This is a genomic window from Kitasatospora sp. NEAU-CNBT7 (genome assembly GCF_057220535.1).
This window is the reverse complement of record NZ_JBXQQB010000011.1, coordinates 115,173-129,838: the sequence shown is the minus strand read 5'-3', so window position 1 is coordinate 129,838 and position 14,666 is coordinate 115,173. Positions and strand designations below refer to the sequence as shown.

At 75.7% G+C, this 14,666-nt stretch carries 13 protein-coding genes; 4 read left to right on the top strand and 9 right to left on the bottom strand.

Annotation, left to right across the window (positions count from 1 at the left end; all coding sequences use genetic code 11):
- Positions 1–444: 444 nt before the first annotated feature.
- Positions 445–1,371 (bottom strand): DMT family transporter, encoded by a 927-nt coding sequence (locus AC2TEW_RS17195; RefSeq protein ID WP_484624225.1) that lies wholly within the window; start codon positions 1,369–1,371, stop codon positions 445–447.
- Positions 1,372–1,451: 80 nt separating this feature from the next.
- On the opposite strand from AC2TEW_RS17195, the gene AC2TEW_RS17190 reads away from it, so the two are divergent.
- Positions 1,452–2,360, top strand: a complete 909-nt coding sequence (locus AC2TEW_RS17190) for a LysR family transcriptional regulator (protein WP_484624224.1) — start codon at positions 1,452–1,454, stop codon at positions 2,358–2,360.
- A gap of 893 nt (positions 2,361–3,253) precedes the next feature.
- Here AC2TEW_RS17190 and AC2TEW_RS17185 read toward each other — a convergent pair.
- The 7 genes from AC2TEW_RS17185 to nhaA form a co-directional block, all read right to left on the bottom strand.
- Complete coding sequence (locus AC2TEW_RS17185; protein WP_484624223.1) at positions 3,254–3,535, bottom strand: hypothetical protein; 282 nt, start codon at positions 3,533–3,535, stop codon at positions 3,254–3,256.
- A gap of 180 nt (positions 3,536–3,715) precedes the next feature.
- Entirely contained in the window at positions 3,716–4,411 is a 696-nt protein-coding gene (locus tag AC2TEW_RS17180) for an NADPH-dependent F420 reductase (RefSeq protein ID WP_484624222.1), read from the bottom strand.
- Positions 4,412–4,592: 181 nt separating this feature from the next.
- A complete protein-coding gene (locus AC2TEW_RS17175) occupies positions 4,593–5,015 on the bottom strand; it encodes a GNAT family N-acetyltransferase (RefSeq protein WP_484624221.1) in 423 nt (140 codons plus the stop codon).
- 28 nt (positions 5,016–5,043) lie between these two features.
- A complete protein-coding gene (locus AC2TEW_RS17170; protein WP_484624220.1) occupies positions 5,044–5,403 on the bottom strand; it encodes a hypothetical protein in 360 nt (119 codons plus the stop codon).
- 47 nt (positions 5,404–5,450) lie between these two features.
- Positions 5,451–7,229, bottom strand: coding sequence for a hypothetical protein (locus AC2TEW_RS17165; RefSeq protein ID WP_484624219.1), 1,779 nt, complete (start codon positions 7,227–7,229; stop codon positions 5,451–5,453).
- A 110-nt stretch (positions 7,230–7,339) separates the two neighbouring features.
- Entirely contained in the window at positions 7,340–8,971 is a 1,632-nt protein-coding gene (locus tag AC2TEW_RS17160) for an FAD-binding oxidoreductase (protein ID WP_484624218.1), read from the bottom strand.
- A 132-nt stretch (positions 8,972–9,103) separates the two neighbouring features.
- Positions 9,104–10,960, bottom strand: a complete 1,857-nt coding sequence (gene nhaA / locus AC2TEW_RS17155; protein WP_484624298.1) for a Na+/H+ antiporter NhaA — start codon at positions 10,958–10,960, stop codon at positions 9,104–9,106.
- A 289-nt stretch (positions 10,961–11,249) separates the two neighbouring features.
- Between nhaA and AC2TEW_RS17150 the strand changes: the two genes are divergently transcribed.
- Positions 11,250–12,368: a baeRF3 domain-containing protein gene (locus AC2TEW_RS17150; protein ID WP_484624217.1), complete on the top strand. Its 1,119-nt coding sequence runs from the start codon at positions 11,250–11,252 to the stop codon at positions 12,366–12,368.
- A 138-nt stretch (positions 12,369–12,506) separates the two neighbouring features.
- Here the strand turns inward: AC2TEW_RS17150 and AC2TEW_RS17145 are convergent, their stop codons facing one another.
- Positions 12,507–13,070, bottom strand: coding sequence for a cupin domain-containing protein (locus AC2TEW_RS17145; protein ID WP_484624216.1), 564 nt, complete (start codon positions 13,068–13,070; stop codon positions 12,507–12,509).
- Between the two features lie 232 nt (positions 13,071–13,302).
- Here AC2TEW_RS17145 and AC2TEW_RS17140 point away from each other — a divergent pair, with 232 nt between their 5' ends.
- The gene (locus tag AC2TEW_RS17140) at positions 13,303–13,734 is read left to right on the top strand and encodes an RrF2 family transcriptional regulator (RefSeq protein ID WP_484624215.1); all 432 of its coding nucleotides are present in this window, start codon (positions 13,303–13,305) and stop codon (positions 13,732–13,734) included.
- The gene (locus AC2TEW_RS17135) at positions 13,731–14,630 is read left to right on the top strand and encodes a DsbA family protein (protein WP_484624214.1); all 900 of its coding nucleotides are present in this window, start codon (positions 13,731–13,733) and stop codon (positions 14,628–14,630) included. Before AC2TEW_RS17140 ends, AC2TEW_RS17135 begins: the two co-directional genes overlap by 4 nt.
- Positions 14,631–14,666 lie beyond the last annotated feature (36 nt).

The window sequence follows — 14,666 nt, the reverse complement described above, 5'->3', positions numbered from 1 at the left end:
GCCGGGAGTTGACCGCACCCGGCGAGGGCGGAAGGTTCCCGCGCGGGGCCGTACCCGCCGAAGTGGACGGCCACCGGCCTCGGCACCCGCGTGTGGGTGGCTTGGGGACAGATCCGGTGGCGGCGCGCGGGCACCCGCCTACGTCCGGAAGGCGGTCGCACAGGGACGTACCGGCTGCAGTGGCCCGCCGCCGGCCCGGAGACGGATCCGTCGGCGGCGACGCGAGCGCAGCTGTATTCGGCCGAAGGTACGCGCAGCGGGCGTAGCTGCCGGGGTGGCCCGTCCGTGGCCCGCAGGCCGATCCGGGGGTGGTCCCGACGCCCGTCCGGTCGGGGTCCGGGCCTTCCGCGTGTGCGCGTTCGGGCCCGGCTCGGTCTGCTCGTCCACGGCGAAGGCCTGCCTCACGCCGCATCGGCGAGCCGCCGGGGCGTCCGTGCCGGTGGCTCAGGCCCCGGCGGGAGCCGCGGCCCGGTCCGGCTGCCGCGCGGGACCGGTCGTGCGGTGGGCCCGTTCGACGGCCTGGCCCCAGTACGTTCCCGTGACCATCAGCACCGCGCCGAGCGCGGCCGGAAGGCCGAACCTCTCCCCGCCCAGGCAGACGCCGACCGCCACGGCCCAGACCGGCTCGGTGCCCAGCAGCAGGCTGGCCCGGCCGGCCGAGGTCCGCTGCACCGCCCAGGTCTGGGCCACGAACGCGAACACGCTGCAGAACAGCGCGAGGTACCCGAGCTGCGCCCAGACCGCGGCGGGCGCCTGGGCCAGCGCCGGCACCCCGCCCGCGGCCGGCAGCGCGAACAGCGCCGTCCCGACCACCGTCTGGACCGCCGTCAGCTGCATCGGCCGGACGGGGTGCCGGGCCGTCAGCCGGCCCACCAGCGCGACGTGGGCCGCCCGGACCACCGCTGCGAGGAGCATCAGCAGGTCGCCGGCGCCCGGCCGGTGGAAGCCCTGGCCGGACATCAGCAGTCCGACGGCCAGCAGGCACACGGCCGTCGCCGCGAAGAAGCGCGGCGGCAGCGGGCCGGCGCCGCCCGAGCGGTCCAGCAGCGGGGTGAGCACGATGGTCAGACTGATGATCAGCCCGGCGTTGGCGGCGCTGGTGTGCGCGACCCCGTACGTCTCCAGGACCAGGACGGCCGCCTGGGTGACACCGAGCACCGCCCCGACCCGGACCTCCGCCCGGGTCCAGGGCCCGCGTCGGCGGCCCGGCGCGGCGAGGGCGAGGCAGGCGACGGCCGAGAGCAGATAGCGCGCGAACAGCACCACCAGCACCGGCAGGGCGGCGGTGGCGGTCTTCGCGGCCAGATAGCTGGAACCCCAGACCAGGGCGACGAGCAGGAGGACCGCATCCGTGCGGCGGGCTTGGATCACGCCCCTACGCTGCCGCACCAGGATCTTGAAGCCAAGAGCGACCTTCTTCATGGACCATTCAGTTTCCCTACACTGTCGGGATGAACGAACGGCAGCTGCGCATCCTCCGCGAGCTCGGCGAACTGGGCAGCGTCACCGCGGCCGCCGAGGCGCTGGCGATGACCCCCTCGGCGGTCTCGCAACAGCTCCACCTGCTGCAACGCCCGATCCCGGTCCCGCTCACCGAACGCGAGGGCCGCCGCCTGGTGCTCACCGAGGCCGGGCAGGCGCTCGCCGCCGCGGCCGTGGAGGTGGAGACGGCGCTCGCCAGGGCACGCCGCGTGGTCGACGAGTACGTCGACCGGCCCGACGCGGGCGTGTCGGTCGCCGCGTTCCACAGCGCGGCCTCCACGTTCTTCCCGATCCTGCTGCGGGACCGCCCCGGCTCCGGGAGCCCCCGCCTCTCGCTCGCCGACGAGGACGTCGCCCGCGACCACTTCCCGAAGCTGACCCGGGACTACGACCTGGTGATCGCCCACCACCTGGACCACGCGCCGCCGTGGCCCGCCGCCGTCACCGTCTCCACGCTGCTGCTCGAACCGCTGGACGTCGCGCTGCCCGCCGTGCACCCGCTGGCCGCCAAGGCCCGGCTCACCCCCCGCGACGTGGCGGGGGAGCCGTGGATCACCGTGCACGACGGCTTCCCGCTGATGGCCACCGTCCACGCCATCGCCGCCGCGGCCAACCGCCCGCTCGACATCGTCCACCGCATCAACGAGTTCGCGGTGGTCGCGGAGACCGTCGCCGCCGGCGGCGGCATCGCCCTGATGCCCCGCTGGACCACGCCCCGGCATCCCGCCCTGGTCCTGCGACCGCTCACCGGCGTGCCCGCCCGCCGCCACGTCGACGTCCTGCACCGCCCGGAGCGCCTGGCCCGCCGGGCGGTCCGCACGGTGCTCGCCGAACTGCACCGGGCGGCCGCCGCCGTCCAGCGCGGGGCGGACGGGTAGCGCCGCGCGCACCGTTGTCCCCGCGGTTTCGGTACCCCGCGGTCTCAGTACCCCGCCGTCCCAGTGCCCCGCGGTCCCAGTGCCCCGCGGGCGGCCGGTCCGGGTCGGCCTGCTGCACCTTGGCGGCCAGGTCGTGGCCGTCCCGCGCCACGCCGTAGGCGTCCATCACGTAGTTCATCGCGGCGGCGAAGTTGGCGACCGGGTCGTAGATCCGCACCGACGTCCCGGCCTGGTGGTGGCCGGCGAAGGTCTGCGGGATGCACTGGGCCACCCCGCGCGAGCACTGGAACGGCGCCCCGGGATGCGCGGAGTCCTCCGGTACGGGCGGGCCGACCACGTTGGCGTCGGAGGTGTTGATCTGCCACCTGGGCGAGTTGTAGGCGGACTCCCTGGACGCGATGGTGTCCATGCCGAGCTCCCAGGACCGGCGGGCGCCCGGGTCGGTGATCCCCATCGCGTCCAGCGCCTCGTCGATGTAGCCGATGCAGGCCGCCGAACCGCTGGACCACGACCCGGCGCCGGAGAAGTCGATCTCCGAGGTGGCGATCGGCCCGGGCGTGGTGGGTGTGGTGGGTGTGCCGTCGGACCCGGAGGCAGGCTCGCGGTCCAGCACGGCGTGGACCGGGAAGGACAGGCCGTCCGTCCGGGTCACCGTGACGGTGTGGGTGAGCAGCGGGCGGGCGAAGCGGACCGTCACCGCGGAGCCGCCGTCGTTGCCGACGGCGACGTACCGCACGTCGGCCGAACCGGACCAGACGACCACCCGCAGCGCGGCCCGCGGCGAGCCGTCGAGGGTGTGGTCGCAGAAGAACCGCACACCGGTGTACTGGCCCTCGGCGAAGGTCACCCCACCCTGGTGCGTGACGACGAAGTCCGGCTCCTCGGCGGCCATCTCAGGTCACCGCGGCGTAGACCGGGAACGACAGGCCGTCCGTGCGGGTCACCGTGACGGTGTGGGTCGCGGCCGGTTCGGCGAACGTGATCACGACCTGGCGGCCGCCGTCGTTGCCGACGGCGACCCGGTGGACGTCCGGGTGGCCGGGGGACCAGACCACCACCCGCAGCGCGGCCTGCGGGGCGCCGTCGAGCGTGTTGTCGCAGAAGAACGCGACGGCGGTGTGGTCGCCCGGAGGGAAGCTCACGCCGCCGCGGTCGGTGATGGTGAAGGAGGGCATGTCGCTCCCCGGGGTGGACGGGCCTCGATTCGGCTACGTACGGCCAGCTCCATGTACCCGTTCGGACCACCGCCGCGGCAAGGGGCCCGCGACCGATCAACCCGGACGGCGGAGCGTGCGGCCACCGCTGTCCGCCCCGCGCGCTCCGGTGCGCGGGCCGGGCGCGCCCGTGCGCCGGGCTCAGGCGGGGTGCTCGAAGCTGCCGGGGCTGTCCGGGGTCGCGCGCCAGTCGGGGGAGCGCTCCGGGTCGGCCTCGGCCAGGGCCCGGCGTACGCCGCCCGCGTCCAGGTCGGTGGTGTACACCGGCGTACCGGGCTGCTGGCGCCACGAGTCCTCCAGCGAACCCGCGTCGACGGCGTCGAAACCGAGGGCCTCCACCAGGCCGAGGACGACCGCCTTGGCCCGCTCGTCGTCACCGGCGACCGGCAGCGCGATCCGGTCCGGCGCACCCGCCGGGCGCCCGAGATCGGCCAGGTGGTGGGCGTAGATGTTGTTGAACGCCTTGACCACCGGACGTCCGAGCTGCTGCTCCACCCAGCGGCTCTCGGTGCTGCCGATCTCGATCCCCGCGATCCGGCCGTCGCGCTGCCGGGGGTAGTAGTTGCCGGTGTCGACCACGACCAGCCCGTCGGCGGCGCCGTCGAACAGGCCGGCCGGCAGCTCGGGGACCTTGCCCTGCGGGATCGTCACCACGGCCAGCTCCGCCCCCCGGGCGACCTCCTCGACCGGCCGCGCCGTCGCACCGGTCTCGGCGGCGAGAGCGGAGAGCGTCTGCGGGCCACGGGAGTTGGCGACGGACACCTCGTGGCCGAGGGCGGACAGCCGCCGGGTCAGGGTGCCGCCGATGTTGCCGGCGCCGATGATCGCGATCTTCACGGGTACTGCTCCTGGGGTCGGGGGCGGAGATGGACCGGAGGTCGGCACCATGCAACCAGGCACCCGCGGCAGCCGACGGCAGGACCACGCCCGCGGCGCGTCAGAACCGACGACGCGTCAGGCCCGGCCACTCGCCTCCGGACCCGCCGCGTACCTTCGGACAGACCACACCGCCGGGCCGTCAGTTCCCGCGCATCATGCGGTACATGCCGATCGAGCCGTGGGCGGCCGTGTCGGCGAAGCCGAACTTCTCGTACAGGAAGCGGGCGGGTCCGTCCGCGATCAGGGAGACGTACGCGGTGGCCGGGGCCCGGCGCTCCAGCTCCTCGGTCAGCGCCGCCATGATGCGCCGTCCGAGGCCCCGGCCCTGGTGGGCGGGGTGCACGCAGATGTCGACGACCTGGAACGCCGTGCCGCCGTCGCCGATGATCCGCCCCATGCCGATGGGCCGCCCCTCGTGGTGCAGGACCACGCCGAACCAGGTGCCGGCCAGACCGAGGGCGGCGGCCGCGGGAGCCTTGTCGGACAGTCCCGCGTCGGTCCGCAGCCGGCGGTAGACCTCGACGGGCGGCACGCCCGCCTCCAGCGTGTAAGGGTCATTCATAGTATGGGTATCTTACCTGAGGTCCGGCTCAGGGCCGCAGACACCGGGCCTGCGGGTCGTAGCAGACCAGACCAAGCGACGCGGCCACCTCCGCGGCGTGGGCGGACGCCTCGTCCGCCATGCTCCAGCGCATCGGGAAGTAGACCAGGGGCCCGCTCGCCTCGCGGATGAGCGGGCCCGTCGACCACGGCGAGCGGTCGCCCCCGTCCTCGGTGAGATCGGGCCACCGCGCCAGGAGCGCGGCGACGTACGCCGCGATCCGGTCGGTCGCCGGGACGTCCGGCCCGCCCGCGGCGATGTACCGGTCGTACAGATCGTCGAAGCACCGGCTCGCGGCAGCGTCGTCCGCCGGCCGCTCGCCCTCCCAGACGGCAAGGTCGTAACTCATGGGCGCAGCCTGCCATCCCGCACCGACAGCGGCGCCGGCGGACAGGCCTAGTTGCGGTTGAAGGTGCGGGTGGCGGCCGCCGCGATGGCGATGCCGAGGGTCCAGCCGAGGAGCGTCAGGACCACCGTCACGACGGCCGGGAGGCCGTGGTACTGCCAGGCCTCGGTCTGGCCGAAGCGGACCACCGGGATCAGGTGGTCGGCCGCGTACAGCACCGGGTTGAACTCCGAGGTGTCGTCGGAGGCCACGTGCTCCGGCCGGACCCGGCCGAAGTAGACGCTGCTCGCCACCAGCAGGCCGGCCGCCCAGCCGAACGCCCGGGCCGGCCGGTAGCCGTAGCCGACCAGCAGGTCCAGCAGCCGGCCCGGGATCCGCCGCCACCACGGGAAGGTCGCCCGCAGCGCCCGCTGCCTGGCCAGCAGGACGGTCCTGGCCTCGCCGTCGTTGCCCAGGGAGCGGTAGTAGGAGGCCAGTTGCTCGTACGGCTGGGCGCGGAACGCGCCGGTGCGGTCGCGGTCCCCGCGGCCGGTCTGCCGGGCCAGCAGCCGGAGCCGGCCGGCCGCCGGGACGTAGTCGCTGAACGGGCCGTAGGTGAAGCCGTCCAGGTTGAGCCGGCCGGGCCAGCTGTCCGGGTCGTCCCGGACGCCGCCGGCGGCGTGCGCCGCGTACAGCGTCAGCCGGGCGTTCGGGCTGGCCATCCCGGCCAGGTCGAGGTGGCCGCCGATCCGGGCGCCGGTCAGCCGGATCTCGCCGTCGGTCCGCAGGCCGTGGTCGAGCCGCAGACTGCCTTCGACGGTCAACCGGCTGGCGTGCAGGGCCGGTTCGCCGGGGGTGGCGGTCAGGTCGGCCGCACCCAGGTCCAGCTCGCCGGCGAACCGCGCCCCGGGCAGCCGTACCGTGCCGATCGCCGTGAACGGGCGCTGCTCCCGCTGTCCGGGCAATTGGGCGGGCCGCAGCGAGGTGTCGCTCGCCACCCGCAGCGAGTCGCCGTGCAGGGCGGTGCCGCCGCGGCCGTCGAGCCGGGCTCCGGTGAGCAGCAGTGAGCTGCCGACCTGGGCCCCCGGTATCCGGAACTCGCCCACCACCGAGATCCGTTGGGCGAACAGGCTGCGACCGATCTGCATCCCGCCGCCGTTCAGGGCGGAGCCGCCCGGGGCGGGGTTGACCAGCTCGGAGTCGATCAGGGTGAGCCGGCCGCCGATCCGGGCGTTGATCAGGTTGAACGGGCCGGCGATCCTGGCCCGGTTGGCGTGCAGACTGCCGTCGACCACGATCGCGTCGGCGTGCACGGCGCGGGCCGCGCCGCCCTCCGCCGCGGCGTCCTCGCCGGCGGCCGTTCCGCCGTCCGGCGCCGTGCCGCCGGTCACCACGGTGTCGCGCAGGTCGAGCGTGCCGCGGACCTGGGCGCCGTACGCGCTGAGCGTGGTCAGCCGGGAGCCGCCCAGGTCGACCGACCCGGTGGCGGCGCCGTCCAGGCCGATCGGCCCGTCGAACCGGCACCCGCGCAACTGCAGCGCGCAGGAGACCTGGCCGTGGTCGAGCCGCAGCGGCCCGGTGATCCGCGCCCCGGTGAGGCGGAGCGCCGCCACCGATCCGGCCGCCTGCGGGCACGCCCCGAGCAGCAGCGCCGCGAGCACCTCGCCGCGGACCGACCGTTCGGGCGCCCAGTGCTCCGCGGCGTCCGGCCGGTCGGCGTCCGGGTCGCCGGTCCGCAGATCGACCGGGTCCCCGTGCGGGAAGGCCTGCCAGATCCGGCGCTCGGTCGCGGTGAGGCGGCCGAGCCGGTGCGGTACGGACGAGGTGGCGGGAACGGGCGTGCGACTCATGGCCTCCATCCTGGCGCAGCCGGGCCCGGCCGGTGGCGGGTTCGGCGAGCCCGGGGCCCGAGGAGTCGGCGGCCCGGGGAGTCGGCGGCCCGGGCCGGTCACCGGGGCGGTCAGCCCAGCAGGACACCGGGGTTGAGGATCCCCCGGGGGTCGAGTTCCGCCTTGACGGCGCCGAGGGCGCGGGCGAACAGGTCCGGCCGCTGCCGGTCGTACCACGGGCGGTGGTCGCGGCCGACGGCGTGGTGGTGGGTGATGGTGGCGCCGCCGGCCAGCAGGGCCTCGCCGACGGCGGTCTTGATGTCGTCCCACTGGTGGAGCTCGGAGCCGCGGCGGGCCGGGCCGAGCACGGTGAAGTACAGCGCGGCGCCGTCCGGGTAGACGTGCGTGAGCCTGCGGTGGACGGCGGCGGCGCCGCAGACCGAGGTGGCCGCCCGGGTGGCGGTGCGGTGGAGTTCGGCGTCCAGCTCCTCGAACCGGTCCCAGGTGACGGCGGTCTCGAAGGTCTCCACCAGGATGCCCGCCGCGACCAGCGCGTCCCGCAGGTACGGTGCCGCCTGGAAGCCGTCCCGCCACTGCTTCTCGGCCGCCGCGGCCGGGCCGGCCGGGTCGCCGGATCCGTCGTGGCGGCGGCCGCCGTGGGCCAGGGCGAGGCCGGCGGCCTGGTCCAGCAGGCCGTCCTGCGGGTGGTGCGCGGACTCGAAGCCCACGATCAGCACGGCCTCCTTCCCGTTCCCGGCCTGGTTGAGCCGGGCCTCGTCCGGGTCGAGCAGCCGGCAGTTGGCGGGCTGGAGGCCGGAGCGGACGATCGCCCGGGCGGCCCGCGCCCCGGCGGTGAAGTCCGGGAAGGCGAAGGTGGCGGACACCTTGAACCGCGGCCGGTCCTGGACCCGCAGCCAGGCCTCGGTCACCACCCCGAGGACCCCCTCCGAGCCGATCATCAGCCGGTCGGGGCTCGGCCCGGCGCCGGAGGCGGGCAGCCGCCGGCTCTCCCAGAGCCCCGCCGGGGTGACCGCCCGGACGGACTGGACGAAGTCGTCGAGGTGGGTGCGGCCGGTGGCGTAGTGTCCGCCCGCCCGGGTGACGATCGAGCCGCCGACGGTCGCGAACCGGTACGACTGCGGGTAGTGGCGCAGCGTCAGCCCGTGCTCGCGCAGCTGCCGGTCGGCCTCGGGCAGTAGGGCGCCCGCCTGGATCAGCGCGGCCGAGGAGGCGGTGTCGACCTCCCGCACCCGGTCGAGCCCGCGCAGGTCGAGCGAGACCGTCCCCGCGAACCGGCCACCGGACGGCGGCTCCACCCCGCCGACCACGCTGGTCCCGCCGCCGTACGGGACGACCGCCGCGCCGACCTGCGCGCACCACTCCAGCACGGCGGCGATCCCCTCCTCGTCCCGGGGCAGCGCCACCAGGTCCGGCGGGTGCGGGAACTCGCCGTGGAAGGCGCGCACCACGTCCCGGTACGACTTCCCGTACGCGTGGGCGGCCCGCTCGTAGGGGGCGGCGGTGAACAGCGGGGCGAGCGAGGCCGGCGGGGCCAGCCGGGGATCCGGCAGCCGCAGGTCCGCGACCGAGGGCGGGTCGAGGACCCGCTCGCCGCCGAACCCGAGGGTGGCCCTGGCCTGCGCGGCGATGGCCAGCACGTCGGTGCGGGAGGGCTGTTCGTCCTCGTAGCCCCAGCCCCAGAACTTGCGGCGGCGCGGCCCGGTCCCCGCCTCGGGCCCTGCGGGGGACTGCGGATCGGACATGGGTGCTCCCGTCGTCGGCGGACTCGGCCCGGTGTCCCGCCGACGCTAGCGGCCCTGCGGCGCCCGGTCATTGATCGGTCCGGCCACCGCGTTGACCCCGGTTGCCGCACCGGCGGCCCGGCCGTGCGCCCGCTACGAGGTGAGCGTCGCCCGGTCGCGGGCCGCCCGGACGGCCGCGGAGAGCGTGGTGATGTCGTACGCGCCGTGGTGGCGGCGGCCGTTGACGAAGAAGGTCGGGGTGCCCGCCACACCGCTGAGGTCGGCGGACTCCATGTGCTCGGCGACCAGCGCGGCTCCGGTGTGCGCCCGCAGGTCGTGGCGGAAGCGGTCGGTGTCGAGGCCGAGCTGCTCGGCGTAGCGGAGCAGGTCGGGGGTGCGCAGCCGGTCCTGGTGCCGGAACAGCAGGTCGTGCATCTCCCAGAAGCTGCCCTGGCGGGCCGCGGCCTCGGCGGCCTCCGCGGCGAGCTGGGCGAAGGGGTGGACGTCGGTGAGCGGCAGGTGCCGCCAGACGTAGCGGACGTCGCCGTGGTCGGCGAGCAGCCGGCGCACCACGTTCTCGGCGCGCCCGCAGTACGGGCACTCGAAGTCGCCGTACTCGACGACCGTCACCGGGGCGTCCATCGGGCCGCGGACGTGGTCCCGCTCGGGATCGACCGGTTCGTTGAGGTCGACGATCGGGGTGGCGGTGCCGAGCAGCGCCCGGGTCCGCCGGCGCGCGGGGAGCAGCCCGATCAGCCAGGTGACCAGCGCGGTCAGGGCGAACGCGCCGACCACCGCGGAGAGGATGCCGATCTTCGCCTGCTGGAGCTGCTCGCCGTCGAAGGCGAGCGTGGCGATCAGCAGGGAGACGGTGAAGCCGACCCCGGCGATGGTGCCGCCGGCGGTCAGAGCGCCCCAGCCGACCGGCGGGCGCAGCCGTCCGCGGCCGAGCCTGGTGGCGAGCACCGAGGAGCCGATGATGCCGATCGGCTTGCCGGCCACGTACCCGAGCAGGATGCCCAGGGTGACGGGGGTGCCGAAGGCCCGGGCGAGTTCCGGGCCGCTGACGGTGATGCCGGCGTTGGCGAGGGCGAACAGCGGCACGATCACGTAGCTGGTCCAGGGGTGGTACATCCGCTGGAGGCGTTCGTTGGGTGACAGCGCGGAGGCCAGGCCGCGGCGGACCGACCGCTCCAGCTCGGGGGTGGGCTGCTCGCGGAACAGCCGGAACAGGCCGCTGGCCCGTTCCAGGTCGTCCCGGGCGGCCGGGCGGGCGTAGGTGAGCAGCCCCAGTGCGAGGCCGGTGACGACCGGGTCCACGCCGGATTTCAGCATCGCCACCCAGGCGGCGACGGCCAGGACGGCGTACACCGGTCCGGCGCGCAGGCCGGTGGTCTTGATCAGCAGCATCACGGCGAAGATGCCGAGCGCGGTGAGCAGCGCGGGCAGCTCCAGGTCGGTGCTGTAGGCGACGGCGATGACGACCAGCGCGAGGAAGTCGTCCACCACGGCGACGGTGAGCACGAAGATCCGCAGCGCGGTGGGCAGCCGGCGGCCGAACACGGCCAGCATGCCCAGCGCGAACGCGGTGTCCGTGGACATCGCGGTGCCCCAGCCGTGGCCGGTGCCGTGCCCGGCGTTGACGGCGAGGTAGATCACGACCGGCACGACCATCCCGCTCAGGCCCGCCACCAGCGGCAGCGTCACCCGCCGTCGCTCGCGCAGCTCGCCCATGTCGAACTCGCGCCGGGCCTCCAGGCCCACCACGAAGAAGAACAGCGTCATCAGCCCGCTGTTCACCCACTCCCGCAGGTCCAGCGACACCTCGCCGGAGCCGAGCCGGACCGACAGGTGGGTGCCCCAGAACTGCTCGTACGTCCCCGGGCCGGCGTTCGCCCAGACCAGGGCGGCGACGGTGGCGGCCAGCAGGAAGACCGCGCTGCCGGTCTCGGTCCGCAGGAAGTGCCGCAGCGGCGTACGGGCCGAGCCGCCGCACTGGGTCTGGGTCATCGAGGACCGGGGTGACTCCTGTTCCGCGCTCACCTGTCGATTCTGCCGCCGGTGGCGGGGGAAGGCCCGCCACCGCCACGCCTGACCGGGGAAAGATCGGGCCGGACGGGGCCGGGCCGGGCGCCGTCCGGGGAGATCCGCGGCGCGCCGTGCGGCGCGGCCGAAGGGCTCGGTCCGGCCGCTGTGCGAGGCTCGGCCGGGTAGGCGGACCGGCCGGCGGGCGGCCTGGCAGCAGGGCGGCCGGTGGCGGCGTCCGCCGGCAGCCCAGGCGACCGACCAGGAAGGCCCCATGGAAACCGACGCACTGACCGCAGCCGTCCTCCGTGATCTCCGGGCGCCCCGGCCCTATCCGGCGGTGTCCCTCACCATGCCCACCCACCGCCGCGAACCGGACAACGCCCAGGACGCGGTCCGGCTGCGCAACGTGCTGGCCGAGGCGGCGCGCCGGATCGACGAGGACCCGCAGGTGTCGCGGCAGGACCGGATCGCCCTCAAGGCGCAGCTGGACCGGGCCGCCGCCGAGGTGGACCTGCGGCACTCCCTCGACGGCCTGGTGATCCTCGCGACCGCCGGTGAGCACCAGATCTGGTCGCTGGCCCGGCCGGTGCCCGAGCGGGTGGTGTTCGCCGACACCTACCTGACCCGCAACCTGGTGGCGGCCCGGGCCCAGGCCCGCCCGTACTGGGTGCTGGCGGTGGCCGCCGACCGGGCGACCCTGTGGAGCGGGGTCGGGGAGACGCTGGCCGAGGACCGCCGGCACGGCTTCCCGCTGGAGCCGGACCCGCTGCAGTTCGACGCGCAGCGCGAGGAGCGGATCGGCGACCAGCCCAGCACCTTCAGCGACGAGGAGACCAGGCGTTTCCTGCGGACGGTGGACGCCGCGCTGGCCGCACTGCTGGCGGCCGAGCCCCGGCCGTTCCACGTGGTGGGGCTGGCGCAGGCGGTCAGCCTGCTGGAGGAGGTCGGTACGGCGGCCCGGGGCGCGGCGGGCTCGGTCCGCAAGGGCGGGCTGGTGGACGGTCCCGGCCGGGTGCTGCTGCAGGAGCTGGCGCCCGCCGCCGAGGCGCTGGCGGCGGAGGACGGCCGGCGGGTCGGCAAGCTGCTCGACGAGGCGCGCGGGCGCAAGGTCTTCGCGGCCGGGCTGGACGAGGTGTGGGAGGCGGTCCGCGAGGGCCGGGTCGAACTGCTGGTGGTGGAGGAGCAGTTCCAGGCCACGGTCCGGCTGACGGACGGGCACCTGGCGGCGGTCGAGGGCGAGCCGGGGCCGGGCGCCTGGGAGCAGGGGGTGCGGGAGGACATCGTGGACGAGCTGGTCGAGGCCGCGCTGGACAGCCGCGCCGAGGTGGTCTTCCGGCCCGCCGACAGCCTGGCCGAGCACGACCGGATCGCCGCCGTACTGCGGTACTGAGCCGGGGCCGGTCCCGCCCGGGCGGGACCGGCCGCCGCACCGACCCGGCTGCTACGAGGGGGAGTTGCCGCTCCTGCCGGTCCCAGGGACCCAGGGGCCCGGGGACGGGCGGGACCCGGCCGCACCCGCGGCGGCGGGTCAGTCCCCGGCGAGGGCCGGGCCGTCGAGCGGGTACAGGCCGGGGAGGTTGACCACGATGGCCTCCTGGGTGGAGCGGGCGATCACCACCACGGCCTCCTCGTCCGGGTCCGGGTTCTCCTCGCGGTGCGGCACGAACGGCGGCACGAAGATGTAGTCGCCCGGGCCGGTCTTCAGCCGGACCTCCTGCGGCTGCCCGGAGGAGTCGTCCACGAAGACGAACTCGGGGTGGCCGCTGACCACGTGGATGGCGGTCTCGGACTCGCCGTGGTGGTGGTCGGAGGAGGAGGTGGCGGGGGCGACGTGGGTCTGGCCCATCCACAGCTTCTCCGAGCCGACGGTGCGGCCGCTGATCGCCGCGAACCGCCGCATGCCGCCGGTCTGCGCGGTGCCGCCGTCCAGTTCGCCCGCCCGGATGTGGTGCAGCCGGGCGCGCAGCGGCGCCGGGTCCGCCTCGGGGGCGCCGTGGTCGGGCAGGTGCGGGTGGAAGCCGGTGCCGGCCTCGGTGCACGCGGCGCCGGGCCCGCCGTCGGCCGGAGGGGTGTGGCGGTGGGCGTCGGACATGGCGGCTCCCGGATGCGCGGTGCTCGAACGGGTGTGCGTGAACCGGTGGTACGTGGACGGGTGGTGCAGGGGCGGGCGGTCCTTGGGCGGGCGGTGCGTGGACGGTGCCGCGGCCCGCGGATCGGACAGGACGCTAGGCCCGGCCCGGAAAGGATGTCAAGAGGTGTCCTTTCTTCCGGCGCGTCGTACCAGGGGACTTGAACCGGGCGGCGCCCCGGGGATACTCATGCTCATGCATATTTCCGCGAAGGCGGACTACGCCGTGCGGGCGCTGGTCGAACTCGCCTGCGACACCGCGCGTCCGCTCACCTGTGAGGCCATCGCCTCCTCGCAGGGGATCCCGTTCCGCTTCCTCAAGTCGGTCGTCGGCGATCTGCGCCGGGCCGGGCTGGTCCGCAGTCAGCGCGGCTGCGAGGGCGGCTACTGGCTCGGCCGCGCCGCCGGACAGATCACCCTGCTGGACGTGGTGCGGGCGGTCGACGGTGAGGTGATCACGCTGCGCGGCGAACCGCTGGCCGCCCTGGCCTACCCGGGCCCCGCCGACGCGCTGCCCGCCGTCTGGCGCGAGGTCGAGCAGCGGGCCACCGACCTGCTGTCCGCCACCACCGTCGCGGGGCTGCTGCCGGCCGCCGCGCGCCCGGCCGCGGTGGCGGCGACGGCGTGAGCGGGTACCGGCTCGAGGTGGTCGAGTACACCGACCCGCTCTGTCCGTGGGCCTGGGGGTCGGAGCCCAAACTTCGGCTGCTGCGCAGACAGTTGGACGGCCTCGCGGAGTTCCGCCGGGTGTTCGGGCTGCTCTTCGAGGACGAGGACGACCCGGCGCCCGACCCGGACGCCGAGACCGCCTGGTACGCCCGCTACGTCGAGGGGATCACCGCCCACACGGGTGCGCCGCGCGCGGTGCGGCTGCACCGGGTGGCCGCCAGCAGCCGGCCGGCCTCGCTGGCCGCGGCCGCCGCCGAGGCGCAGGGCGCGGAGGTGGCCGAGCGGGTGCTGCGGCGCCTGCGGGAGACCGCGTTCGTGCTCGGCGAACCGGCCGACACGCCCGCCCGGGTGCTGGCGGCGCTGGACGGCGTCCCCGGGCTGGACCGGGCGCGGCTGCGCGGCGACCTGGGATCGGCCGCGGTGCTCGACCGGATCTCCCGGGACCGCGCCGAGGCCCGGCGGCCGGTACCCGAGGTGGTCGGCCTGCGCGGCGAGGGACCGCACCCGGGCGCCGCCAAGGAGACCGAGGACGGGTACCGGTACGCCCTGCCCACCCTGTTGTTCACCGGCCCGGCGGGCCGGCGTGCGGTGCCCGGCTGGCGGACCGGCGCGGAGTACCTGGCGGCGGCGCGGGCGGTCAGCCCCGGGCTGGAGGCCCGGCCCGGCCGGCTGGCGGCGGCCGACCAGCTGGAACGCTACCGCTCCCTGACCGTACCGGAGTTGGACCCCGCCTCGGGCGGCCGGCCGCCCGGCGCCCTGGTACTGCCCACCGGCAACGGCCCGCTGCTGCTGCACCCGGACGAGCGCGCGGGTTCGCCGCTGTTCTCCGGGTCGGGCCCCACGCACCGCCCCTGAACAGCAAGGACGGTGCGTGGGCGGTGCGTTGACGGT

Coding starts and splice junctions, on each gene's coding strand:
- AC2TEW_RS17190 (WP_484624224.1), top strand. CDS start 1,452: ATGAACGAACGGCAGCTGCGCATCCTCCGCGAGCTCGGCGAACTGGGC.
- AC2TEW_RS17185 (WP_484624223.1), bottom strand. CDS start 3,535: ATGCCCTCCTTCACCATCACCGACCGCGGCGGCGTGAGCTTCCCTCCG.
- AC2TEW_RS17175 (WP_484624221.1), bottom strand. CDS start 5,015: ATGAATGACCCTTACACGCTGGAGGCGGGCGTGCCGCCCGTCGAGGTC.
- AC2TEW_RS17170 (WP_484624220.1), bottom strand. CDS start 5,403: ATGAGTTACGACCTTGCCGTCTGGGAGGGCGAGCGGCCGGCGGACGAC.
- AC2TEW_RS17165 (WP_484624219.1), bottom strand. CDS start 7,229: ATGAGTCGCACGCCCGTTCCCGCCACCTCGTCCGTACCGCACCGGCTC.
- AC2TEW_RS17160 (WP_484624218.1), bottom strand. CDS start 8,971: ATGTCCGATCCGCAGTCCCCCGCAGGGCCCGAGGCGGGGACCGGGCCG.
- nhaA (WP_484624298.1), bottom strand. CDS start 10,960: ATGACCCAGACCCAGTGCGGCGGCTCGGCCCGTACGCCGCTGCGGCAC.
- AC2TEW_RS17150 (WP_484624217.1), top strand. CDS start 11,250: ATGGAAACCGACGCACTGACCGCAGCCGTCCTCCGTGATCTCCGGGCG.
- AC2TEW_RS17145 (WP_484624216.1), bottom strand. CDS start 13,070: ATGTCCGACGCCCACCGCCACACCCCTCCGGCCGACGGCGGGCCCGGC.
- AC2TEW_RS17140 (WP_484624215.1), top strand. CDS start 13,303: ATGCATATTTCCGCGAAGGCGGACTACGCCGTGCGGGCGCTGGTCGAA.